The sequence below is a fragment of the Bradyrhizobium sp. PUT101 genome, from assembly GCF_052043945.1.
Classification (GTDB): Bacteria; Pseudomonadota; Alphaproteobacteria; order Rhizobiales; family Xanthobacteraceae; genus Bradyrhizobium.
In genome coordinates, this window is sequence record NZ_CP197207.1 from 5,265,262 (window position 1) to 5,289,311 (window position 24,050).

At 64.9% G+C, this 24,050-nt stretch carries 22 protein-coding genes; 19 read left to right on the plus strand and 3 right to left on the minus strand.

The genetic code is table 11. The features are described 5' to 3' along the window. Positions 1 to 108 precede the first annotated feature (108 nt). Positions 109 to 759 carry a glutathione S-transferase family protein gene (locus ACSHT2_RS25430; protein ID WP_440637240.1) on the minus strand — a complete coding sequence of 217 codons (651 nt, stop codon included), beginning with the start codon at positions 757 to 759 and terminating at the stop codon, positions 109 to 111. Positions 760 to 1,362: 603 nt separating this feature from the next. On the opposite strand from ACSHT2_RS25430, the gene ACSHT2_RS25435 reads away from it, so the two are divergent. The 7 genes from ACSHT2_RS25435 (at position 1,363) to ACSHT2_RS25465 (ending at position 9,533) form a co-directional block, all read left to right on the plus strand. Further along, positions 1,363 to 2,565 carry a pyridoxal phosphate-dependent aminotransferase gene (locus ACSHT2_RS25435; protein WP_028176678.1) on the plus strand — a complete coding sequence of 401 codons (1,203 nt, stop codon included), beginning with the start codon at positions 1,363 to 1,365 and terminating at the stop codon, positions 2,563 to 2,565. Between the two features lie 175 nt (positions 2,566 to 2,740). After that, a complete protein-coding gene (locus ACSHT2_RS25440) occupies positions 2,741 to 3,220 on the plus strand; it encodes a DUF992 domain-containing protein (protein ID WP_440637241.1) in 480 nt (159 codons plus the stop codon). A 206-nt stretch (positions 3,221 to 3,426) separates the two neighbouring features. Then, complete coding sequence (locus ACSHT2_RS25445) at positions 3,427 to 5,475, plus strand: elongation factor G (protein ID WP_440637242.1); 2,049 nt, start codon at positions 3,427 to 3,429, stop codon at positions 5,473 to 5,475. Positions 5,476 to 5,785: 310 nt separating this feature from the next. After that, entirely contained in the window at positions 5,786 to 6,058 is a 273-nt protein-coding gene (locus tag ACSHT2_RS25450; protein WP_440637243.1) for a helix-turn-helix domain-containing protein, read from the plus strand. 90 nt (positions 6,059 to 6,148) lie between these two features. Further along, complete coding sequence (locus ACSHT2_RS25455; protein ID WP_440637244.1) at positions 6,149 to 7,891, plus strand: SulP family inorganic anion transporter; 1,743 nt, start codon at positions 6,149 to 6,151, stop codon at positions 7,889 to 7,891. Between the two features lie 117 nt (positions 7,892 to 8,008). Then, positions 8,009 to 8,848 carry a shikimate dehydrogenase gene (locus ACSHT2_RS25460; RefSeq protein ID WP_440637246.1) on the plus strand — a complete coding sequence of 280 codons (840 nt, stop codon included), beginning with the start codon at positions 8,009 to 8,011 and terminating at the stop codon, positions 8,846 to 8,848. A gap of 58 nt (positions 8,849 to 8,906) precedes the next feature. After that, positions 8,907 to 9,533, plus strand: coding sequence for a hypothetical protein (locus ACSHT2_RS25465; protein ID WP_440637247.1), 627 nt, complete (start codon positions 8,907 to 8,909; stop codon positions 9,531 to 9,533). A 109-nt stretch (positions 9,534 to 9,642) separates the two neighbouring features. Here ACSHT2_RS25465 and ACSHT2_RS25470 read toward each other — a convergent pair whose 3' ends face one another. Beyond that, positions 9,643 to 10,779 (minus strand): alpha-hydroxy acid oxidase, encoded by a 1,137-nt coding sequence (locus tag ACSHT2_RS25470; RefSeq protein ID WP_440637248.1) that lies wholly within the window; start codon positions 10,777 to 10,779, stop codon positions 9,643 to 9,645. A 127-nt stretch (positions 10,780 to 10,906) separates the two neighbouring features. On the opposite strand from ACSHT2_RS25470, the gene ACSHT2_RS25475 reads away from it, so the two are divergent. The 11 genes from ACSHT2_RS25475 to ACSHT2_RS25525 all read left to right on the plus strand — a co-directional run bounded on the left by ACSHT2_RS25475 (position 10,907) and on the right by ACSHT2_RS25525 (position 22,353). Then, positions 10,907 to 11,074 (plus strand): hypothetical protein, encoded by a 168-nt coding sequence (locus ACSHT2_RS25475; RefSeq protein ID WP_440637249.1) that lies wholly within the window; start codon positions 10,907 to 10,909, stop codon positions 11,072 to 11,074. A gap of 223 nt (positions 11,075 to 11,297) precedes the next feature. Then, complete coding sequence (gene glmM / locus ACSHT2_RS25480) at positions 11,298 to 12,641, plus strand: phosphoglucosamine mutase (RefSeq protein WP_440637250.1); 1,344 nt, start codon at positions 11,298 to 11,300, stop codon at positions 12,639 to 12,641. Positions 12,642 to 12,937: 296 nt separating this feature from the next. Then, entirely contained in the window at positions 12,938 to 14,188 is a 1,251-nt protein-coding gene (locus ACSHT2_RS25485) for an MFS transporter (protein WP_440637251.1), read from the plus strand. Positions 14,189 to 14,416: 228 nt separating this feature from the next. Then, complete coding sequence (locus tag ACSHT2_RS25490; RefSeq protein WP_440637252.1) at positions 14,417 to 15,247, plus strand: outer membrane protein; 831 nt, start codon at positions 14,417 to 14,419, stop codon at positions 15,245 to 15,247. A 167-nt stretch (positions 15,248 to 15,414) separates the two neighbouring features. After that, entirely contained in the window at positions 15,415 to 16,302 is an 888-nt protein-coding gene (locus ACSHT2_RS25495) for an outer membrane protein (protein WP_440637254.1), read from the plus strand. A 69-nt stretch (positions 16,303 to 16,371) separates the two neighbouring features. Next, entirely contained in the window at positions 16,372 to 16,962 is a 591-nt protein-coding gene (locus tag ACSHT2_RS25500) for a glutathione S-transferase family protein (RefSeq protein WP_440637256.1), read from the plus strand. Between the two features lie 18 nt (positions 16,963 to 16,980). Then, a complete protein-coding gene (locus ACSHT2_RS25505) occupies positions 16,981 to 17,445 on the plus strand; it encodes a GNAT family N-acetyltransferase (protein ID WP_440637257.1) in 465 nt (154 codons plus the stop codon). A 249-nt stretch (positions 17,446 to 17,694) separates the two neighbouring features. Beyond that, complete coding sequence (locus ACSHT2_RS25510) at positions 17,695 to 17,901, plus strand: hypothetical protein (RefSeq protein ID WP_028180066.1); 207 nt, start codon at positions 17,695 to 17,697, stop codon at positions 17,899 to 17,901. A gap of 79 nt (positions 17,902 to 17,980) precedes the next feature. Further along, positions 17,981 to 19,153 carry a phosphoserine transaminase gene (locus tag ACSHT2_RS25515; RefSeq protein ID WP_440637260.1) on the plus strand — a complete coding sequence of 391 codons (1,173 nt, stop codon included), beginning with the start codon at positions 17,981 to 17,983 and terminating at the stop codon, positions 19,151 to 19,153. 127 nt (positions 19,154 to 19,280) lie between these two features. Continuing rightward, positions 19,281 to 20,870 carry a phosphoglycerate dehydrogenase gene (gene serA, locus ACSHT2_RS25520; protein ID WP_440637261.1) on the plus strand — a complete coding sequence of 530 codons (1,590 nt, stop codon included), beginning with the start codon at positions 19,281 to 19,283 and terminating at the stop codon, positions 20,868 to 20,870. Positions 20,871 to 21,180: 310 nt separating this feature from the next. Then, positions 21,181 to 22,353, plus strand: coding sequence for a thiolase family protein (locus tag ACSHT2_RS25525; protein ID WP_440637263.1), 1,173 nt, complete (start codon positions 21,181 to 21,183; stop codon positions 22,351 to 22,353). Between the two features lie 60 nt (positions 22,354 to 22,413). On the opposite strand, the gene ACSHT2_RS25530 is transcribed toward ACSHT2_RS25525, so the two are convergent. Continuing rightward, positions 22,414 to 23,394, minus strand: a complete 981-nt coding sequence (locus ACSHT2_RS25530; protein ID WP_440637264.1) for a LysR family transcriptional regulator — start codon at positions 23,392 to 23,394, stop codon at positions 22,414 to 22,416. Between the two features lie 92 nt (positions 23,395 to 23,486). Here ACSHT2_RS25530 and ACSHT2_RS25535 point away from each other — a divergent pair, with 92 nt between their 5' ends. Further along, positions 23,487 to 24,047: a YybH family protein gene (locus ACSHT2_RS25535; RefSeq protein ID WP_440637266.1), complete on the plus strand. Its 561-nt coding sequence runs from the start codon at positions 23,487 to 23,489 to the stop codon at positions 24,045 to 24,047. The last annotated feature ends 3 nt before the right edge of the window (positions 24,048 to 24,050 follow it).

Below are 24,050 nucleotides of genomic sequence, written 5' to 3' on the forward strand. Positions count from 1 at the left end.
TTTCCCAGTTTCAACCGGCAATATTGCGGCGGCTATCGCGCCAAAAATGGCGGGAATGCGGCAAGGATAGTCCTTGTACCCGCTATTCCGCCGGAGCGGGGCGAGCCGTCAGGCGCCTGCCGCGATGCTGGCGGGGTCGTCGATGTCGGCCGGGCGCCAGTCCATGGTCACGAAGCCGGGCGCGGCTTCCACGCGCTTGAGCCAGTCCCGGATCGCCGGGAAGGTGGAAAGATCGAAGTCGCAGCGGTCGGCCAGGTGTGTGTAGCCGTACAGCGCGATGTCGGCGACCGTGAGCTGGCGCGCGGCGAAATAGGCGTTGGTCTTGAGATGGTTCTCCATCACCTGGAGCGCGCCATAGCCGCGCTCCATCCAGTCCTCCAGCGAATGGGTCTGGAGATCGCGGCCGCCCTTGACCAGCGACAGCCAGAAATAGGCGGCGCCGATGTTCGGCTCGAGCGCGTGCTGCTCGAAGAACATCCATTGCAGCGCCTCGGCGCGGTCGATGCGGTTTTCCGGCGCGAGCGGCGTCCCGACGGCGACGTACCAGAGGATGGCATTGGACTCGGCGAGATAGCGGCCCTCGCCGACCTCGAGCAGCGGCACCTGTCCCGACGGGTTCTTGCTCAGAAAGTCCGGCGTGCGGCTCTCGCCGCGCAGAATGTCCACCTCCAGCGCTTCGTAAGGCAGGTTGAGCAGGGCCAGCGCAAGGCGGACCTTGTAGCTGTTGCCCGATCGTTGCATCGAATAGAGCTTGTACATTCTGCAGTTCGAATCCGAGGACGGAAAGACGCGGCGCTCGTTGCCCCGCGAGGCGGCTAAACAATGATGCCGATGCGAATCCGCCGCAAGAGCCGGCCAATAGAAAAACTCGAAAACCTTGCCGCACCGCAATGTTGTGGAAGATCATTTCCGCGCGACCATGCAATTCAGCTCACGCTTGCGTCAACATGTGGTGGGATTGCGCGGCGCGATCGTGAAGCAGGTGGAGCGCGCTAGAGATGATCGGGCGAGGCGCCTATGCTTCTGCATCGTCATGGCTGGGCTTGACCCGGCCATCCACCTCTTGCCACACGGCATGAAGAACGTGGATGCCCGGGACAAGCCCGGGCATGACGACCGTCTGTTCGATCGCGAGCTGCCGAAAATTGCTCCGAGGACAAGCCTTGCCGGATATGAGGGGTTTCGGCGGCAAAGTTCCGGAATATTGCGGTGAATCATGCCCTCCAACCGCGTGAATCCGTAAACTTTTCCGAGATCGGGCCGAAGTTTCTTGCGGCGCAGCGGCGCACGTTTTAGGGTGGCTCATTCCCACAATTGGAGTCGTGAGGCGAAAGGCTTCACGACGCTCGCCAGGAGATGATGATGTCCTTCCTTGCCGCTGCGCTCGACCGTGTGAAGCCGTCCGCGACCATCGCGGTCACGGATAAAGCACGCGCGCTGAAAGCGGCTGGCCGCAACGTCATCGGCCTCGGCGCCGGCGAGCCCGATTTCGACACGCCCGCCAACATCAAGCTGGCGGCGATCCACGCCATCGAGGCCGGCAAGACCAAGTACACCGCGGTGGACGGCATCCCCGAGCTGAAGGAAGCCATCATCGCCAAGTTTCAGCGCGAGAACGGCGTCGCCTATAAGCCGAACCAGATCATCGTCGGCACCGGCGGCAAGCAGGTGCTCTACAACGCGCTGATGGCGACCATCAATCCGGGCGACGAGGTGATCATTCCCGCGCCCTATTGGGTCAGCTATCCCGAGATGGTCGCGCTCGCCGGCGGCGAGCCGGTGCCGGTGGTCTGCACGGCGGCGACCGGCTTCAAGCTCCAGGCAGAAGCGCTCGAGCGTGCGATCACGCCGAAGACCAAATGGGTCATCCTGTGCTCGCCGTCGAACCCGACGGGGGCTGCCTACACGCGTTCGGAACTGAAAGCACTCACCGACGTGCTGGTGAAGCATCCCCATGTCTGGGTGATGACCGACGACATGTACGAGCATCTCGTCTATGACGACTTCCAGTTCACCACCGTCGCGCAGGTCGAGCCTGGTCTCTACGACCGCACGCTCACCGTGAACGGCGTCTCCAAGGCCTATTGCATGACCGGCTGGCGTATCGGCTATGCCGGCGGTCCGGCGCATCTCATCAAGGCGATGGCAACGATTCAGTCGCAATCGACCTCGAACCCGTGCTCGATCGCGCAGTGGGCATCGGTCGAGGCGCTGAACGGTCCGCAGGAGTTCATTCCCGCCAACAACAAGGTCTTCAAGGAGCGGCGTGACCTCGTCGTCTCCATGCTCAACCAGGCGAGCGGCATCGAGTGCCCGCGCCCCGAAGGCGCGTTCTACGTCTATCCGTCCTGCGCCGGCACCATCGGCAAGAAAGCGCCGTCGGGCAATGTGATCTCCAACGACGAGCAGTTCGTCACGGAGCTCCTGGAGACCGAAGGCGTCGCCGTGGTGCAGGGTTCGGCCTTCGGCCTGGGACCTGCGTTCCGCATCTCCTACGCGACCAAGACCTCGGACCTCGAAGACGCCTGCAAACGCATCCAGCGCTTCTGCGGCAATCTGCGCTGAGGCTCGGCCGCGACAAGACATCGAAAAGGCCCGCCTCTGGCGGGCCTTTTTAGTTGTTTGCACGCTTATCCTCGTGCGCGATCTGGCACCACCAAGGCTGTTGTGGCATAGACCATCACGCAACACGGGTGGGGCGCTCTCTCTGCTCGCATCATATCATCGCCGGAGATATTTCATGCGCCGTTCGTTCCTCCTCGCAGGGCTCGCCGCCACCAGCCTCCTTGCCTCCGTCGCGAACAGTGGCGCGCAGCAGCGCATGGCGCGGGTCGGCGTGCTCGAGTGCCGCGGCGGCGCCAGTGTCGGCTTCATCGTGGGATCGGTGACCCATCTCGGCTGCGTGCTGCGCGCCGACGGCTTGCCCGACGACCGCTACGTCGCGACCATCCGCAAAGTCGGCCTCGACATCGGCATCACCCAGGAGACGGCCTTGGCCTGGGGCGTGTTCGCGCCGGTCGACCGGCTCGGCCCCGGCGACCTCTCCGGCAATTACGCGGGCGCGCAGGGCAGCGCTTCGGTCGGTGTCGGACTTGGAGGCAACGTGTTGGTCGGCGGCTCCAACAACTCGATCGCGCTCCAGCCGCTCAGCGTGCAGGGCCAGGTCGGCCTCAACATCGCCGCCGGCCTGGAAAGCCTGGAACTTCGTCCGGGGCGATAATGCCTGACGACGGTGCTGCTGCCTTCACCTCTCACCGAGAGAGGTGGAACATTGGGCTCGAGGCCACATCTGATCTCTACAGTCATCAAGACTTGATGACGACGCACCGCAGCGACGTTTGATGCTTGCCAAATCTCGGGGAGGGGCAGAGCATCGGCGTTTGCCGACCCAATCACGGGCCGAGCTCCACACCAAGGAGGCGGCGAATGGGACAAGACGTCAGAAGTCCCCGAGGTCCACGGTGCATCGCGCTGGTGGGCCCTTTCCAAAGCGGTAAAACCACACTTCTCGAAGCAATCCTGGCGCGAACGGGCGCAATCCCGCGGGCTGGCAGCGTCGATGCCGGAACTTCCGTCGGCGATGCCACACCAGAGGCCCGTCATCACAAGATGACCGTCGGGCTGACTGCCGCGACCACGAGCTTCATGGGCGACAGCTACACCTTCCTCGATTGTCCCGGTTCCGTCGAGTTTGCCCACGACATGCGCGCCGCGCTTCCCGCGGTCGACGCCGCAATCGTGGTCTGTGAGGCCGACGAGAAGAAGCTGCCGCAGCTTCAGATCATCCTGCGCGAGCTGGAGGAGCTGAAGATCCCGCGTTTCCTGTTCCTGAACAAGATCGATCGCGCCAGCCAGCGTATCCGCGAGACGCTGGCAATGCTGCAGCCCGCCTCGCGCGTGCCGCTGGTGCTGCGCCAGATCCCGATCTGGAACGGCGAGCTGATCGAAGGCTTCGTCGATCTCGCGCTGGAACGCGCCTTCATCTATCGCGAGCACAAGGCCTCCGAGGTGATGGCGCTCGAAGGCGGCGATCTCGATCGCGAGAAGGAAGCCCGCTTCTCGATGCTGGAGAAGCTCGCCGATCACGATGATGCGCTGATGGAGCAACTGCTCGAGGACATCCAGCCGCCGCGCGATGCCGTGTTCGACGATCTCGCCCGCGAATTGCGCGAAGGGTTTATCTGCCCGGTGCTGCTGGGTTCGGCTGCGCGCGAGAACGGCGTGCTGCGCCTGATGAAGGCGCTGCGCCACGAGGCGCCCGGCATCGCGCAGACGGCGAAACGTCTCGGCGTTCCCGAGACCAGGGACGCGCTCGGCTACGTCTTCAAGACACTGCATTCGCAGCATGGCGGAAAGCTGTCGCTGACGCGCCTGCTTGCCGGCCATCTCGACGACGGAGCGACGCTGCAATCCGCCTCCGGGGGCTTGGGGCGCATCTCCGGCATCCTCGCCGTCAACGGCGCCTACGACACCAAGCGTGCCTCGGCCGAAGCCGGCGACACGGTGGCGCTCGCCAAGCTCGATGCGATCAAGACTGGCGACACGGTGTCGAACGGCAAGACGCCGCCCGCGGCCTTGATCACGATCGAGCCGACGCCGCCGGTGCTCGCGATCTCGATCGCGGCCGTCGATCGCAAGGACGACGTCAAGCTCGGCCAGTCGATGGCGCGGCTGCATGAGGAGGATCCGTCACTCGTCGTCGTGCAGAACGCCACGACCCATGACACCGTGCTGTGGGGGCAGGGCGAGATGCACCTGCGCGTTGCCGGCGAGCGGCTGCGCGATCGCTTCGGCGTCAAGGTCACCTCGCATCCGCCGGGGATCGGCTACCAGGAAACCATCCGCAAGCCGATCACCCAGCGCGGGCGGCACAAGAAGCAGTCCGGCGGCCACGGTCAGTTCGGCGACGTCGTGCTCGACATCAGGCCGCTGCCGCGCGGCGACGGCTTCAGGTTCGCCGAGAAGGTCGTGGGCGGCGCGGTACCGCGCAACTATATCCCGGCGGTGGAGGAAGGCGTCGTCGACGGATTGGCGCGCGGCCCGCTCGGCTTCCCCGTCACCGACGTGGAGGTGACGCTGACCGACGGCTCCTATCACAGCGTCGACTCCTCCGATCTCGCCTTCCGTACGGCCGCGCGGGCCGGGTTGAACGAAGGCCTGCCGCAATGCCAGCCGGTCTTGCTGGAGCCGATCCACATGGTCGAGATCGTCTGCCCGACCGACGCCACTGCCAAGATCAACGCGATCCTGTCGGCGCGGCGCGGCCAGATTCTCGGCTTCGACACCCGCGAGGGCTGGAGCGGCTGGGACTGTGTCCGCGCCATGATGCCCGAAGCCGAAATCGGGGAACTGATTGTCGAGCTGCGCTCGGCTACTGCCGGCGCCGGCAGCTTCACCCGGCAGTTCGACCACATGGCCGAGGTCACCGGCCGCGCCGCCGACCAGATCATCGCCGCGCATCAGCACGCGGCGTGATCCGCAGGGGAGGTGCCCCTCCCTCACACCCTCTCCCCGCCCTGAACACCCTGACGGGGAGGGGGTGTGAGGGGCTGTGTCCACGAGTGCGGCGTTCCGTCCGGGTGAACGCTCTTCCCTCGTCATTGCTGCGCGTGCCGCGAAGCAACCCAGTCTCGAAGAAGGCGGTCCGATTGCTCCGTCGCGAGAGCTCCTCGCAGTGACGGAGGAGACACACGGGCAGACTCTTGCACTCGGACTTGAGTGATGTATTATACATCATTGTATATGTTTTAGATATCAGATATAGGCGCTGATAAGTGAGGCCAAGGTGATCACGTCGTTCCAGATGCGCGCAGCCCGGGCGCTGCTCGGCATTGACCAGAAAACCCTGGCCGAGCTTGCCGGCGTTTCGCTGCCGACCATCCAGCGGATGGAGGCCTCTACCGGCAACGTTCGTGGCGTGGTCGAGACCCTGATCAAGGTGGTCGAGGCGTTCGACCGGGCCGGCATCGAGCTGATCGGCGAGCAGGCTCGCAGCGACGGCGGCGGGCGTGGCGTTCGCCTGAAGGAATCGGGGCCGCCGCGCCGCGTCGGAGCATGATCGGGCGTTGATCGTGCTCGGGATCAGAATGGGTAAGCGCATCGTCGCACCTCGGCAACACGGGACGCACGATGCTTCGGAGCATTGTGCATGAGCATCACAACGGATCGAGCGGCCAAGCTGCACCAGCTGCGTCAGCCGACCTTCGCCGAACTGTATTTGCCAAAACTCGTCACCGTCTGGCGCGAAGGCTACGGCGTCGCGGATTTCCGTGCCGACGTCTTCGCCGGCCTGACGGTTGCGATCGTCGCGCTGCCGCTGTCGATGGCGATCGCGATCGCCTCGGGCGTGACGCCGGACCGCGGTCTCTATACCGCCGTCGTCGGCGGCTTCATCGCCTCCCTGCTCGGCGGCAGCCGGTTCCAGATCGGCGGACCGGCCGGCGCGTTCATCGTTTTGGTCGCAGCGACCGCGGAGCGTCAGGGCGTCGATGGCGTCATCCTCGCCACCATGATGGCGGGCCTGTTCCTGATCGCCGCAGGGCTGTTGCGGGTCGGCACCTATATCAAGTTCATTCCCTATCCGGTGACGGTCGGCTTCACCGCCGGCATCGCCGTGATCATCTTCGCCAGCCAGCTCCGCGATCTCTCGGGCATCACGCTCGCAGGGAAAGAGCCCAGCGAGTTCGTGCCGAAGCTCATGGCGCTCGCCGGCGGCCTCAACACCGTGAATCCGTCCGCCGTCGCTGTCGCCATCGTCAGCATCGCCATCATCGCCGGCTTGCGCCGCTGGCGGCCGTCCTGGCCCGGCATTCTGATCGCGGTCGTGTTTGCGGCGATCGCGAGCGCGCTGCTGTCGCTCCCGATCGAGACCATCGGCTCGCGCTTCGGCGGTATTCCGCGCGAATTGCCCTCGCCCGCGCTGCCGGCGTTCTCGCTGGAGAAGGCAAGAGCGGTGCTGCCGGATGCGATCGCCTTCGCGCTGCTGGCCGCCATCGAATCGCTGCTGTCGGCGGTGGTCGCCGACGGCATGACCGGCCGCCGTCACCGCTCCAATTGCGAACTGGTGGCGCAGGGAGCGGCCAATGTCGGCTCGGCGCTGTTCGGCGGCATCTGCGTCACCGGCCTGATCGCACGCACCGCCACCAACATCCGCGCCGGCGCGCGCGGCCCGCTCGCGGGCATGCTGCATTCGGTGTTCCTGCTATTGTTCATGCTGATCGCGGCGCCGCTGGCGAGCTACATTCCGCTGGCCGCGCTCGCCTCGGTGCTGGTCGTGGTGGCCTGGACCATGGCGGAGAAGCACGAATTCGCCACGCTCCTGCGTTCGTCATGGGGCGATGCCGTCGTGCTGCTCGCGACCTTCCTGCTCACGGTCTTCCGCGATCTCACCGAGGGCATCCTGGTCGGCTTCGCGCTCGGCGCGGTGCTGTTCATCCATCGCATGGCGGAGATGACGGGCATCGAGGAGCGCACGCCGCTGGTGGCGGCCGATCGCCCCGATGACGGCAATGGCGATCGCGTTCCCTACGATTCCGCTCTCGCGGTCGATCCCGACGTGCTGGTCTATCGGATCAGCGGTGCGTTCTTCTTCGGCGCGGCCTCGGCGATCGGCGGCGTGCTCGACGGGATCGCCGACAAGCGCAAGGCCTTCGTGGTCGATTTCGCCGCGGTGCCGTTCCTGGATTCGACCGCGGCCAACGTGCTCGGCCGCGTCGCCGCCAAGGCGCACCGCCAGGGCATCAGGCTGTTCATCACGGGGGCCTCGCCCACGGTCCGCCGCGCGCTGCTCACCCATGGCGTGACGCCGCCGCGCGCGCGCTATCGCACGAGCCTCGAGCGCGCCATCGCCGACATCAAGAGCCGGGCCGCCGACGAGGCTGCCGCGAGCTGACGGCGCTGCTATCGCGCCGGCCGATCTGACCGACCCTGCCGCGACCTCGCGAGCCGGCGTCTTGACAGGGCCTGCGGGACGCGAAATGGATCGCCTCCCACACTTCCTGAGGGACGGATGACCCTGACCAAGGCTCCTGCAGCCTGTCTGATCGGATGGCCGGCCGCGCATTCGCGCTCGCCGCTGATCCATCATTACTGGCTGCGCACGCTCGGCATCGAAGGCGGCTACGTCATCGAGGCGGTGCCGCCCGAGAATCTGCGCGATTTCGTGCTGCGGCTGTCGCTCCGCGGCTTCGTCGGGGCCAACGTCACCATCCCGCACAAGGAAGGCGTGCTGGCGCTGTCGACGCCTGACGCCCGCGCAAAGGCGGTCGGCGCTGCGAACACGCTCTGGTTTGCCGACGGCGAGCTGCGTTCGACCAATACCGATGTCGAGGGTTTCATCAACAATCTCGACGCCGGCGCGCCCGGCTGGGAAGCGGCCGAGGAGGCGCTGGTGCTGGGCGCCGGAGGCGCCGCGCGCGCGGTCGTGTTCGGCCTGCTGGAACGCGGCATCAAGTGCGTGCATGTCGCCAATCGCACCGTCGCACGGGCCGAGACGCTGGCGAAGCAGCTCGGGCCGAGCGTGCATCCGCTGCCCTGGGACGCGATCAGCGACGTGCTGCCGCGCGTAAAACTTCTCGTGAACACGACCTCGCTCGGCATGCACGGCCAGCCTTCGCTCGATGTTGATGTCGCGCGCCTGCCGCAAGCGGCGGTCGTTGCCGACCTCGTCTATGTTCCCCTGGTGACGCCGCTGCTGGCCGCAGCAACGGCGCGCGGCCTGAAGACCGCCGACGGGCTCGGCATGCTGCTGCATCAGGCGGTGCGCGGCTTCGAGCTGTGGTTCGGCCGCCGGCCCGAGGTCACGGCCGAGCTGCGCGCATTGGTCGAGGCCGATCTCACGAAGACTTGAGAGAATAGCGCGCGGTCTTCCGGAGTTCTCTATCCCGTGGGGGCAATCGGAGACCGTCATGTCTGTTCAACGTGCAACTTTCACACGTCCGCTGATCGCCGTCGCGATGGTGGCCGTCTCGACTTACTGCGCCTTTGCCCAGCGGGCGCCGGTGCCGACGCGCGTGCGCGGCACGATCGAAAGCGTCAATGGCGACACCATGCAGGTCAAGTCGCGCAGCGGCGAAGACGTCAAGCTTCACATCGCCTCCGACGTGAACGTGTCGGGGATCACCAGGATTTCGCTGGCCGACATCAAGCCGGGTTCGTTCATCGGTGCGACCACCGTGCCGGGACCGCACGGCGGCCAGAACGCGGTCGAGGTCCACGTGTTTCCGGAGAGCATGCGCGGCACCGGCGAGGGCTCCCGGCCCTGGGACCTCAAGCCGAACTCCAGCATGACCAATGCGACCGTGGCCGAAAGCGTCGTCGGCAATGACGGTCATACGCTGCTGGTCAAGTACAAGGACGGCGAGAAGAAGGTGTTCGTCGCCGACAACACGCCGGTGGTGACCTTCGTGCCGAGCGACAAATCCGAGTTGAAGCCGGGTGCCAAGGTCATCGCCTTCATGAAGCAATTGCCCGACGGTTCGTTCGAGACCAACCGCGTCAGCGTCGGCCGCGACGGCCTGACGCCGCCGATGTGAGGGATGCGAGAGCCGCAACTGCCGCCTTAAATGCCGCCGTCGTTCCGGACAAGCGTCAGCGCGGATCCGGGACGACAGTGGACATGGTTGCGGCGTCCCGGCAGACGCCTCACACCGCAATGATATGATCGTCGATCTCGTCGATCCGGTTGACGCCGCACAGGCCCATGGTCGTGAGCAGCTCCTTCTGGATGATGTCGATCGCCTTGGCGACGCCGGCCTGGCCGCCGGCACCCAGGCCATAGGCATAGGCGCGGCCGATCATGCAGGATTTTGCGCCCAGCGCGAGCGCGCGCATCACGTCCTGGCCGGAGCGGATGCCGCCGTCGAACATGATCTCCATCCTGTCACCGACCGCGTCGGCAATCTCCGGCAGCACCTCGATCGAGGACGGCGCGCCATCGAGCTGTCGGCCGCCGTGGTTCGAGACTACGAGCGCCTGCGCACCGGTCTTGGCGGCTTCCTCGGCGTCCTCGACGTCGAGAATGCCCTTGATGATGAGCTTGCCCGGCCAGATGCTGCGGACCCACTCGACGTCCTTCCAGTTCAAGGACGTGTCGAACTGCGATGCGGTCCATTCGGCGAGCCGGTTGAGATCCTCGGTGTTCTTCACGTGACCTGCGATGTTGCCGAAGGTGCGACGCTTGCCTTGCAGCACGCCGGAGACCCAGGCCGGCTTGCTGGCGAAGTCGAGCAGCTTCGACAGCGACCACTCCGGGGGCACCGTCATGCCGTTCTTGATGTCGGCATGGCGCTGGCCGATGACCTGCAGGTCTACGGTCAGCACCAGCGCGCTGCACTTGGCCGCCATCGCGCGCTGGATCAAATCCTTGATGAAGCCGCGGTCTCTCATCACGTAGAGCTGGAACCAGAACGGCTTTTCGACATTGGCGGCGATGTCCTCGATCGAGCAGATCGACATCGTCGATTGCGTGAACGGGATGCCGGCCGCCTGCGCGGCGCGGCAGGCGTGGATCTCCCCGTCGCCGTGCTGCATGCCGAGAAGGCCGACCGGCGCGAGCATCAGCGGCATGGTCGAGGGCTCGCCCAGGATCGTGGTCGAGGTGTCGCGCTTGGACACGTCGACCAGGATACGTTGGCGGAACTTGATCGCCTGCATGTCCTCGCGGTTGGCGCGCAGCGTTTCCTCGGCATAGGAGCCGCGGTCGCAATAATCGAAGAACGCCTTCGGCACGCGGCGCTTATGCAGCGTGCGAAGATCGTCGATACAGGTGATATGCTTCATGTCTTTTCCCCGGCCCGTCCTACTCGGAAGTCTTACTCGGAAGTCTTGCATCGGAAGATTTCGGGGTCATCTAGCATGGTTGGATGCATAGCCAAATCGTTTGCAGAACGTTTTGCAGGAGGGCGCAATGACGAGGCCGCACGCTGGACCTTCGCCGGAAGAGATCAAGGAGAAGCGCGATCTCGAGGAGGCGCTGGAAGAGGGATTGGAAGAGACCTTTCCGGGCTCCGATCCCGTCAATGTCACCCAGCCGGCGCCGAGCCGCGCGGACGGCCATGTGAAGCGCACCAAGTAGGGGCGGGTTCCGCCCCGGCGCCGCGTGCCGGCTGGAAATATAGTGTTAACAAGATCTTATTGCGCCGGTCCGCCCCCGGTTCCGTAATGATTCATCACATTTTTTGAAGCCAAGTTAGCCGCGATAGCATTATAAGACCCTCAGCAAATCAGGGATGCGGGGCCCTTTCGGGCACCCCGTGGTTGTAGAGGGGATCCCCTGGTTGTTGCCTTTGGGGGACGATATGAGCCGCAAATATTTCGGGACGGACGGGATTCGGGGCCGCGCCAACGGACTGATCACGCCGGAGCTCGCGCTCAAGGTCGGCCAGGCCGCAGGCCTTGCGTTTCAGCGCGGTGACCATCGCCACAGGGTCGTGATCGGCAAGGACACCCGTCTGTCCGGCTACATGATCGAATACGCGATGGTCGCAGGTTTCACCTCGGTCGGCATGGACGTGCTGCTGGTCGGCCCGATGCCGACGCCGGCGGTCGCCATGCTGACCAAGTCGATGCGCGCCGATCTCGGCGTGATGATCTCGGCCTCGCACAATCTGTTCGAGGACAACGGCATCAAGCTGTTCGGCCCGCAGGGCTTCAAGCTTTCCGACGACGTCGAGAGGCAGATCGAGCAGCTGCTCGACGAATCTCTCGACAGGCGGCTCGCACAAAGCGCGAGCCTGGGCCGCGCCCGCCGTATCGATGGCGTGCACGACCGCTACATCGAATTCGCCAAGCGCACGCTGCCGCGCGACCTGTCGCTCGATGGCCTGCGCGTCGTGATCGATTGCGCCAACGGTGCCGCCTACAAGGTGGTGCCGGAAGCGCTGTGGGAGCTGGGCGCCGACGTGGTGGCGATCGGCGTCGAGCCCGACGGCTTCAACATCAACAAGGAATGCGGCTCGACATCGCCGGAAGCGCTGTCGAAGAAAGTGCGCGAGATGCGCGCCGATATCGGCATCGCGCTGGACGGCGACGCCGATCGCGTCATCCTGGTCGACGAGCGCGGCCACATCGTCGACGGCGACCAGCTGCTCGCGGTGATCGCGCAGAGCTGGAAAGAGGACGGACGCCTGTCGCGCCCAGGCATCGTCGCCACCGTGATGTCCAATCTCGGGCTCGAGCGCTTCCTGAAAGGGCAGGGGCTCGATCTCGTGCGCACCCCGGTCGGCGATCGCTACGTGCTCGAGCAGATGCTGAACGGCGGCTACAATCTCGGCGGCGAGCAGTCCGGCCACATCATCCTGTCCGACTACGCCACCACCGGTGACGGTTTCGTGGCTGCCTTGCAGGTGCTGGCCGTGGTGCAGAAGCTGCGCCGGCCGGTCTCGGAAGTCTGCCACCGCTTCGATCCGCTGCCGCAGATCCTCAAGAACGTCCGTCACAAGGGCGGCAAGCCGCTCGACGATTCCGACGTCAAATCGGCGATCTCCGACGGCGAGAAGCGCCTCAACGGCCACGGCCGTCTGCTGATCCGTTCCTCCGGCACCGAGCCCGTGATCCGCGTCATGGGCGAAGGCGAGGACCGCATCCTGATCGAGGACGTCGTCGACACCATCGTCCTGGCGCTCGGCCAGGCTGCGGCGTGAAGGATAACTGTTTTTCCGCATGCGGTCGTTCACCTCTCCCCAGCGGGGAGAGGTCGGATTGCGCCTGACGATGCGAAGCATCGTCCAGTGCAATCCGGGTGAGGGGCCGCAGCACTCAGTGAGACCGTAACACCTCACCCGGATCGTATCTTGCGATGCGATCCGACCTCTCCCGTCGGGAGAGGTGAACACCGACCACGCCGCGCATCCCAGCCATCGACGATTGGCGGTGGTTCGGCGGCCGCCATCATCGTAATCAGCGCGTCGCGGCAATCTGCCGCGCCGGGATTGCTGACTTGAACAAGCCTGTCGTCGTCTCAGAGGAAACGCTGACCGAGCCCGTCGTCGTCGCCGACGTGACGCCCGCCGCCGCCAAGGCGGCAGGGCCGGCTTACATCGTGCTCGCCGGCATCAGCTTCTCGCACTTCCTCAACGACACCATGCAGTCGCTGATCGCCTCGGTCTATCCGATCCTGAAGGACACCTACGCGCTCGACTTCGCGCAGATCGGCATGATCACCCTGGCCTTCCAGTTCACGGCCTCGCTGCTCCAGCCGGTCGTCGGGCACTACACCGACAAGAAGGCGCAGCCCTATTCGCTGGCGATCGGCATGGCCTCGACCTTCTTCGGCCTGCTGCTGCTCAGCGCCGCGCATCAATATCTCGTCATCCTCGTCGCTGCCGCCCTGGTCGGTCTCGGCTCGGCGGTGTTTCACCCCGAGTCGGCGCGCATCGCGCGACTCGCGTCCGGCGGCCGCTACGGTTTTGCGCAGTCGGTGTTCCAGCTCGGCGGCAGTTTCGGCACCTCGATGGGGCCGGTGCTTGCCGCGCTGATCGTGGTGCCGTTCGGTCAGGGCAGCATCGCCTGGTTCTCCTCGATCGCGTTCCTCGCGATCCTCGTCCTCTGGCGCATCGGCCGCTGGTATGCGCCGCAGATCAAGGCGAAGAAGACGGCCACGGTTCAGGCCCATCCCGACGCGCCGAGCTCGCGCCGCGTCGCGGTGGCGCTGCTCGTGCTGGTCGCACTGTTGTTCTCAAAACAGCTCTACGTCTCGAGCCTGTCGAGCTACTACATCTTCTACCTGATCGATCGTTTCGGCGTGTCGACGCAGGCAGCCCAGATCTATCTCTTCATCTTCCTCGCCGCGAACGCTGTGGGTGCGTTTGTCGGCGGTCCGTTAGGGGACCGCTTCGGCCGCAAGATCGTGATCTGGATCTCGATCCTGGGCGCGCTGCCGTTCACGCTAGCACTGCCCTATGCCGGACTCGTTGCCAGCGCCGTGCTCAGCGTCGCCATCGGTCTGATCATCTCCTCGACGACATCGTCGATCATCGTGTTCGCCCAGGAGCTGGTGCCGCACCGCTTCGGCATGATCTCCGGCGTGTTCTTCGGCGTCGCCTTCGGCATCGGCGGTCTCGGGGCCGCCGTGCTCGGCGAGCTCGCCGACCACACTTCGATCGAGTTCGTCTACCAGGTCTGCGCCTGGCTGCCGGCGATCGGGCTGCTCGCGGTATTCCTGCCCAAGCTGCCGCGGCACGTGCGTTAACGCATTCTGACTCGCTGCATTGCAGCTTCATACATCGTTAGCAAATGCGGGCGCGACCTGCGCTGCATTTTTGCAACGCTGCCGCCGCATCCGCGTGCGCGGTGAGAAAAAATCAACCTTAAAAATTAGGGTTAAGTGGCGCTTAAACATTTGCTGCCATCGTCCGGCTCGTGAGTTTCCAGAACGTGGGGCGCCCGTCTTTGCCTCACCGGCCAAAAGGACGAAGCAATGCGTAGCGTTAAGTCTCTGCTTGCCGCAAGTGCGGCAACCCTGATCTCGTCGATGGCATTCGCCGCCGATATGCCGATCGCCGCGCCCCCTCCCATGTACGCGCCGCCGGCCCCGCCCGCCGACTTCGGCGGCTGGTATCTGCGTGGCGACATCGGCATGACCAACCAGCGCGCCAAGAGCATCGACGCCGCCTTGCCGGCTGGGTATCAAAAGACGACGGAGGGACTCGGCTTCGACTCGTCGCCGCTGTTCGGTCTCGGCGTCGGCTATCGCTTCAACAATTGGTTTCGTGCGGACGTGATCGGCCAGTACCGGGGCAAGGCCACCTTGCATGGTGCTGATAACGTCATCGGGCCAGGCTTCGTCGGCTCCAACAACTACAGCGGCAGCAAGTCCGAGTGGGTCGTCATGGCCAACGCCTACGTCGACCTCGGCACCTGGTGGTGCATTACGCCGTTCATCGGTGCCGGTGTTGGCGGCGCCTACAACAAGATCAGCGGCTTCCGTGACGACGGCGTTTCATACAGCCCGGGGCTCAACAACAGCGTCGCTTACTTCGCCGATAGCGGCAAGTGGAACTTCGCCTGGGCCGCCCATGCCGGTCTCGCCTACAAGGTCAATCCCGGCTTCACCGTCGAGCTCGCCTACAGCTACATGAACCTCGGCGACGCCGCGCCCGGCAACTACCGCTTGTTCGACAATAGCGCCTCCGGCCCGACCTCGATCAAGATCAAGGACATCACCTCGCACGACATCAAGCTCGGCGTGCGCTGGGATCTCAACAGCCCGCCGGCCTACATGCCGCCGCCGCTCGTCACCAAGGGCTGATCGTCAGCCTCATCGCTTAACGTCTCTTAACGGCGCGGGATCATCCCGCGCCGTTTTGCTTTGCGCATTTTTCACGGCTCGCACTGACGAAATTGCCTACCGCAACCATTGGTTAAGGTTAACGAGGCATGATCACGAGCGAAAGTTAGAGTCGATGGAGCGTTGCGATGCGTAGGCTTTTGTTGGCAGCGGCGATGTTGGGGACGGTGTCTGCCGCGCACGCGGCCGACATGCCGGATCTGCCCGTCCTGCGCGGCGGCTTCACCGACGGCCTGTCGAAGACGAGCCACAACTGGGATGGCGTTTATGTCGGTGGTCACTTCGGCTACACGACCGACTCGTCCGATTTCGGCCAGAGCGTGGTCGGCTTGACCAGCTACATCTTCCGCGACAGCGTGCTTCAGGGGCCGACCTCGTCGTGGTCGCTTCTGTCCAAGAACACTGCGCAAGGCACGAATTTCGGCGGCTTCGTCGGTCGCAACTGGCAGTGGTACGATGCCATTCTCGGTCTCGAAGGCACCTACACCTATTTCAACAACCTCAAGGCGTCGTCGAGCGGCTTCAACTCGCTCGACATCATCAACCCGCCCGGCGACGTGGTGCCTGCAGGCGCCACCAATCATTGGGGCGTGTCGTTGACCGGCGCTGCCACGGCGCAGGTCAAGGACGTGGTCACGCTGCGCGGGCGTGTGGGCTGGGACGGTGGCGACTTCATGCCTTATGTCTTTGCCGGTGCCGTCGTCGGCCGCATGGACGTCTCGCGCACGGTGACGAGCAACGTCACGTTCCGCCAGGATACGACCGTCACGGATGCGTTCGGCAACACGACGGTCGTGCCGGGAACGACGAGCGCCGTCCCGACGCAATCGCAGACGCAGGGCCAGCACAAGACCAACGCCTTTGTCCCTGGCTGGACCGCCGGCATCGGGTTGGAATATTGCCTGTGGGCCGGCTTGTTCGCGCGCGTCGAATACGAGTATGTGCAATTCTCGCCCGTCATGAACACGCAGGTCACGCTGAACAACGCGCGCGTCGGCCTCGGCTACAAGTTCTGAGCCGCCCGCCTCCTGTTGACAGATTCCCTCTGTCCTGATGCTCTGTCGCCCGAAGACGGGGCGGCAGCGATGAAGATCTACGGCGATAGCAATTCCGGAAACTGTCTGAAAGTGAAGTGGGTCTGCGACAAGCTCGCAGTGCCCTACGAGTGGATCGAGATCGACACGCGCAAGGGCGAGACGCGCACGCCGCAATTCCTCAGGATGAACGGCGCCGGCCAGGTGCCGACCGTCGAATTCGACGACGGCCGCACGCTCGCACAGTCCAACGCCATCATCCGCTACCTCGCCCGCGACAGTACGCTCATTCCGCGCGACGCCTTTGCTGCGGCCAAGATGGACGAATGGCTGTTCTGGGAGCAGTACAGCCACGAGCCCTATATCGCGGTGTGCCGTTTCCTCCTCGTCTATCTGGGCAAGGATGCATCCGAGCTCGATCCTGAGAAGGTCAAACGCGGCTATGCGGCGCTCGACCGCATGGAGCAGCATCTCTCCTCCAGCCGCTTCTTCGCCGGCGATGAGGTTTCGCTCGCCGACGTGTCGCTGCTCGCCTATACGCGTGTTGCGCATGAAGGGGGCTTCGATCTCGGCCGCCATGCGTCCGTCCGCCGCTGGATCGGCGAAGTCGAAGCGTTTCTCGGCCTTGCGCCGGCGCGCTGAGGTGCGGAGTTGTCTGACATGAATGCCGAAGCCCTCTCGATCCGTCCCGCGCGCCGCGAGGACGTTGCCGCGATCGTTGCGATGCTCGCCGACGATCATCTCGGCCGCGCGCGCGAGCGCGTGGAGGATCCGCTGCCCGCCTCCTATTACGACGCATTCGCGCGGGTCGAGCGCGATCCGAATCTCACGCTCGTCGTTGCCGAGAGCGCGGGCAGGGTGGTCGGCTGCCTGCAACTCGCGATCCTGCCGGGCCTGAGTTCCCAAGGCGGCCTGCGCGGCCTGCTCGAGGACGTTCGCGTTGCTTCCGATTGTCGCAGCCGCGGCATCGGCGAGCAATTGGTGCAATGGGCGGTCGCGGAAGCGAAGGCGCGCGACTGCAATCTCGTCGAACTGCTGACGCATCAGACGCGCGTCGACGCGCAACGCTTCTACAAGCGGCTCGGATTTGCCGCGAGCCATGTGGGCATGACTGTCCGCTTTTGAGGCAGCGGAAGCATTTTCGTGGATACCGGTTCGCGTCAAGAGAACGCGTCAATAAAAGAATCCAGAGTCCCGTTCCAATTGTATCGGAATGGGGCTCTGGCGGCGAGCCTTGCACGATCAGCAAATTCGGATCGCGCATTCGTTCATCTTAATGTGCGGTAAACTACCTGTCCGTCGTTCACGTTGAATCGGGAACGAACGGTGCTACGGCAGCTTTTGGCACCGAGCTCGGTCGGTTCGGGGATTTCGATGACAAGCTATTCAATGATCAAGGTCGGCAACGACTACGTCGTGCAGGCCCATGACAAATGCATTTTGAAGGTCGGCAGCCGCCGCAGGGCCGCGCAACTGATCAGCGATGCCACGGACTTGCTGAATGCGCTCGCCGTCGTCCAATCGCCGGAGATCGCACCCGAGGCGCCATCACTCGCCCGTGAGGCCCCGGAACTTCCTTGACTGGCCTTCCCGTTTCCCGTATCAGCCGCGGCGGGACACCTCCCCCCAACGGGAGGCTTACTATCTGGAAGGGTAGATCATGACTGTAGCGAAGCCCGCTTCGCGGCCGACCGTGCCGCATTTTTCCTCCGGTCCCTGCGCCAAGCGCCCCGGCTGGAACGCCCAAAATCTCAAGGACGCTGCGCTCGGCCGCTCGCACCGCGCGAAGATCGGCAAGACCAAGCTCAAGCTCGCCATCGACCTGACACGCGAAGTGCTCGAGGTGCCCGCCGACTACCGCATCGGTATCGTGCCGGCCTCCGATACCGGCGCGGTCGAGATGGCGCTGTGGTCGTTGCTCGGTGCGCGGCCCGTCACCACGCTTGCCTGGGAATCCTTCGGCGAGGGCTGGGTCAGCGACATCGTCAAAGAATTGAAGCTCAAGGACGTCACCAAGCTGAACGCGGCTTACGGCGAGATCCCCGATCTGTCGAAGGTCGATCCCAAGAGCGACGTCGTCTTCACCTGGAACGGCACCACCTCAGGCGTGCGCGTGCCGAACGCCGACTGGATCAGCGCGACCCGCGAAGGCCTGACCATCTGCGACGCGACGTCCGCCGCATTCGCGCAAGCTCTTGATTGGCCGAAGCTCGACGTCGTCACCTTCTCCTGGCAGAAGGCGCTCGGCGGCGAAGCCGCGCATGGCATGCTGATCCTGTCGCCTCGCGCGGTGGAGCGGCTCGAGACCTACAAGCCGGCCTGGCCGCTGCCGAAGATCTTCCGCATGACCAAGGGCGGCAAGATCAACGAAGGCATCTTCGTCGGCGAGACCATCAACACGCCGTCGATGCTCTGCGTCGAGGATTATCTCGACGCGCTGAACTGGGCCAAGTCGATCGGCGGCCTCAAGGCGCTGATCGCGCGTGCGGACGCCAACACCAAGGTGCTCGCTGACTGGAAGGCGAAGACGCCCTGGATCGACTTCCTCGCCAAGGACGCTTCGATCCGCTCCAACACTTCGGTGTGCCTCAAGTTCACTGATCCCGCGATCACTTCGCTTTCGGCGGACGCGCAGGCCGACTTCAGCAAGAAGCTGGTCGCGCTGGTCGAGAAGGAAGGCGCCGGCTTCGACTTTGCCTATTACCGCGATGCGCCGGCCGGCCTGCGCATCTGGTGCGGCGCCACCGTCGAGGCCAGGGACGTCGAGCTGCTGACGCAGTGGATCGACTGGGCGTTCGCCGAGACCAAGGCCGCTCTGCCCAAGGCGGCGTAACGCACTTCAACTCAGTCTCGTCATGGCCGGGCTAGACCCGGCCATCCATCAATCAAGAGAGATGGATCCGCGGGTCAAGCCCGCGGATGACGTTCCGTAAATGCAGCCCGCACCACGGACACATCCCATGACCAAACCCAAAGTTCTCATTTCCGACGCGCTCTCGCCCGCCGCCGTACAGATCTTCAAGGATCGCGGCATCGAGGTCGACTTCCAGCCGAACCTCGGCAAGGACAAGGACAAGCTGGCCGAGATCATCGGCAATTACGACGGCCTTGCGATCCGCTCGGCGACCAAGGCAACTGCCAAGATTCTCGAGAAGGCGGCGAAGCTGAAGGTGATTGGCCGCGCCGGCATCGGCGTCGACAATGTCGAGATTCCCGCCGCCACGGCCAAGGGCATCATCGTGATGAACACGCCGTTCGGCAATTCGATCACGACCGCCGAGCACGCCATCACCCTGATGCTGGCGCTGGCCCGCGAGATCCCGCAGGCTGACGCCTCGACCCAGGCCGGCAAGTGGGAGAAGAACCGCTTCATGGGCGTCGAGATCACCGGCAAGGTGCTCGGCGTCGTCGGCTGCGGCAATATCGGCTCGATCGTCGCCGACCGCGCGCTCGGCCTGCGCATGAAGGTGATCGCGTTCGATCCGTTCCTGTCGCCGGAGCGCGCCAAGGACATCGGTGTCGAGAAGGTCGAGCTCGACGATCTCCTGAAGCGCTCCGATTTCATCACGCTGCACACCCCGCTCACCGACAAGACCAGGAACATCATCGACGCAGCCGCGATCGCCAGGATGAAGAAGGGCGTGCGCCTGATCAACTGCGCCCGCGGCGGCCTGGTCGACGAGCAGGCGGTGCTCGATGCGCTCAACTCCAAGCAGATCGCGGGCGCCGCCTTCGACGTGTTCATCGAGGAGCCCGCGACCAAGAACGTGCTGTTCGGCCATCCCAACGTGATCTGCACGCCGCATCTCGGCGCTTCCACCACCGAAGCCCAGGAGAACGTCGCGCTCCAGGTCGCCGAGCAGATGTCGGATTACCTGCTCACCGGCGCGATCTCGAACGCCGTCAACTTCCCCTCGATCACGGCCGAAGAAGCGCCGAAGCTGAAGCCGTTCATCGCGCTTGCCGAGAAGCTCGGCTCCTTCGCCGGCCAGCTCACCGAGACCGGCATCCTCAAGGTCGAGATCACCTATGAGGGCCACGTCGCCGAGATGAAGATCAAGGCGATCACCTCCGCCGTGCTGTCCGGCCTGCTGCGGCCGATGCTGGGCGAGATCAACGTGGTGTCCGCGCCCGTCATCGCCAAGGAGCGCGGCATGGTGGTGGACGAGATCGTGCGCGCCGCCCAGAGCGACTATGAGAGCCTGATCACCGTCACCGTCACCACCGAGCGGCAGGAGCGGTCGGTCTCGGGCACCGTCTATGCCGACGGCAAGCCGCGCCTCGTCGACATCAAGGGCATCCGTGTCGACGCCGAGTTCGGCAAGTCGATGATCTACGTCACCAACGAGGACAAGCCGGGCTTCATCGGCAAGTTCGCGAGCCTTTTGGGCGACGCCAAGCTCAATATCGCGACCTTCCATCTCGGCCGCGTCGCGCCGGGCAGCGATGCCATTGCGCTGGTCGAGGTCGACGGCGCGGTGCCCGCGGACCTGCTCGCGAAGGTGCAGGCCCTGCCGCAGGTCAAGCAGGCCAAGGCGCTCACGTTCTGATTGCGCTCTCTCCTCTTGCGTCATGGCCGGGCATAGCCGTCCGAAAGGACGGCGTCGCTTCCGCTCGCCTATGTCCCGGCCATCCACGTATTGCCGCTCGGCACGAAGAACGTGGATGGCCGGGACAAGCCCGGGCATGACGTGTGGATAGAGCGAGGCTCGTATCGATATTCCGACCGGCGGAACAACGCCGCCTCCGTCACCCGGAGGCGGCGTTTTTATTTTCCGCGCTCGCCCAACTTTGTGTACCAATGGCGCCAGAACGCCTCGTAACTACGCTCCGTACCAATCGTTCGAAAGGGAGAAAACAATGCGTGAAGCCGTCATCGTTTCCTATGCGCGCACGGGCCTCGCAAAATCCGGCCGCGGCGGGTTCAACATCACGCCGCCGATGTCGCTGGCGGCCCACGCTATCCAGCACGCCGTGAGCCGCGCCGGCGTGGAGAAGGATTATGTCGAGGACTGCTATCTCGGCAATTGCGCCCATGGCGCGCCGAACATCGGCCGCCAGGCCGCGCTGCTCGCCGGCCTGCCGAAGACCACCGCCGGCGTCTCGGTGAACCGCTTCTGCTCCTCCGGGCTTCAGACCATCGCGATGGCCGCCAACTCGATCCGCTCGGACGGCGCCGACTGCATCGTCGCCGGCGGCGTCGAGAGCATCTCGATTCCCGGCGGCGCCACGCCGAAGGAATCGATCGACCCGGAGCTGCTCAAGGTCGCCCCCGACATCTTCATGGCCATGATCGACACCGCCGACATCGTCGCCGAGCGCTACAAGCTCAGCCGCGAATATCAGGACGAGTTCTCGCTGGAATCGCAGCGCCGCATGGCTTCGGCGCAGCAGGCGGGCAGGTACAAGGACGAGATCGTCCCGATGAAGACGAAGATGAAGGTCGTCGACAAGCAGACCAAGGCGGAGAGCATCGTCGACTACGTCGTCGATCGCGACGAGTGCAACCGGCCCGAGACCACGCTGGAGGGTCTCGCCAAGCTCGAGCCGGTGAGGGGTCCCGGCAAGTACGTCACCGCCGGTAATGCCAGCCAGCTCTCGGACGGCGCCGCCGCCGTGGTGCTGATGGAAGCCAAGGACGCGGAGAAGCGCGGCCTGAAGCCGCTCGGCCGCTTCGTCGCCTGGGCGACCGCCGGGTGCGAGCCCGACGAGATGGGCATCGGCCCGGTGTTCGCGATTCCGAAGCTGCTCAAGCGCACCGGCCTCAAGATCGACGACATCGATCTGTGGGAGCTCAACGAGGCCTTCGCCAGCCAGTGCCTGTATTGCCGCGACAAGCTCGGCATCGATCCCGCCAAGTACAACGTCAACGGCGGCTCGATCGCGATCGGCCATCCCTTCGGCATGACCGGCGCCCGTCTCACCGGCCACCTGCTGCAGGAAGGCGCCCGCCGCAAGGCCAAGTGGGGCGTGGTGACGATGTGCATCGGCGGCGGCCAGGGCGGCGCCGGCCTGTTCGAGATCTACAGCTGAGACCAGGCGATAGAAATGCGAAATGGCACGGCGCGCGCCGTGCCCTTTTGTTATCTGGCCTCAGGCCGAGACGCGACGCTTGGGCGCTGAACGCGCCACCGGACCTATGCAGCGCGCCACCGTCTCGAACAGCCAGGCTACACCGGCATCCGCCATCGCGGCTTGCGAGGCGACGACACGCACCGGGTCGGGCGTCCACGGAAACGGCACGGGACGCGTCACCAGGTCGAATCGCGCGGCATGGCGTTCGACCAGATGACGCGGCAAGGTCGCAATGAAATCGCTCTCGGCGAGCTGCGCCAGCGCCATCATGAAGTTGGGCACGGTCAGCGCCACGCGGCGGGTATGGCTGCGTTCGGCAAGCCTGATGTCGACGATGCCGAGCGCATCCCCAATGGCTGAGACCAGCAACTGCGGTGCCGCCAGATAGGCCGCGAGCGTGACCTTGCGGGCCATGCGGTGCCCCTTGCGCATGGCGACGACGAAGTCTTCCTCGAACAGCAATCGTTCGGCGTAGCGTGACGGCAGCGGGCCGACCGGCAGCACGGCGAGGTCGAGCCGGTGCGAATCGAGCTCCGAGAGCGTGTCCTGCCAGGCCTGGCTCGACGACCTGCCCTGACGTTGCGGCATCAATTGCAGCAATCGGATGTCGATCCCCGGTCCTTCCCGGGCCAGGATCTTGAGGAGAGAAGCGAGAAATACCGCGGCAAGCGCATCCGGTGCGCCGATCGTGAACGAGCGCGTCGCCGTTCTTGCGTCAAACGGTGCGGCTGCCGACACGATCGCGTCGAGGCGCGACAGGAGCTCGGTGACGGGACCGGCAAGGGCGAGCGCACGCTCCGTCGGCTTCACGCCGTTCGGCGTCTTCAGGAACAAGGGATCATGGAAGATGCGCCGCAGCCGCCGCAGTCCGTGGCTCACCGCGGACGGCGTGAGATTGAGCCTGTCCGCCGCGCGCAAGACCTGGCGCTCCTCCAGCACGGTGCTGAACACCACGAGGAGAGTGACGTCGACACGGGCGAGCTGAGCCGGATTCAGCATGGTCCTGAGATCTTATCACTGGCTTCATCACGGTCAAAGCGGCATCCAGCGTCTCGTGCAACCGCATGAACCATCAGCACCGGAGCCCTCGCATGAAGAACGATCAAGATCCGCATCGCGCAGCTGCGCCGGCGGCGATGTCCAGGCGTCACACCCTCGCGGGGATGGCGTGCATGCCGCTCGTCGTCGCAGAGGCGGCCACGGCCGACGACGTGATCGCAAAACTGATTGCCCACACCCAGCAGGCGAACGCGGCGCTGATGCGCGGCGACGTCGGGGCCTACCGGCAGATGATCTCCATCACCGACGACTTCGTGCTGATGTCGCCGTTCGGCGGGGTGCCGTCGAAGGCCGCGGAGTACACGCCCGAAAGGTGGGAGCGGATGGGCCGGTTCTTCAGGAACGGCTCGCACAGGCAGGAGGTCGTCCAGACCTATGGCTCGCAGGACATGGTCGTTCTGGCGCTGATCGAGCGGGACAGCGTCGAGGTCGGAGGGCTGCCGGCGCAGGAATGGGCCTTGCGCGTGACGCTCGTCTACAGGCGCGTGGGCACCGAGTGGCACCTGGCGCATCGCCATGCCGACCCGCTGGCCAACGGCATCAGCCTGCAGCAGGCGGCAGCGCTTGCGCGCGGTCTGCCCGCAAGCCAGTGAGCC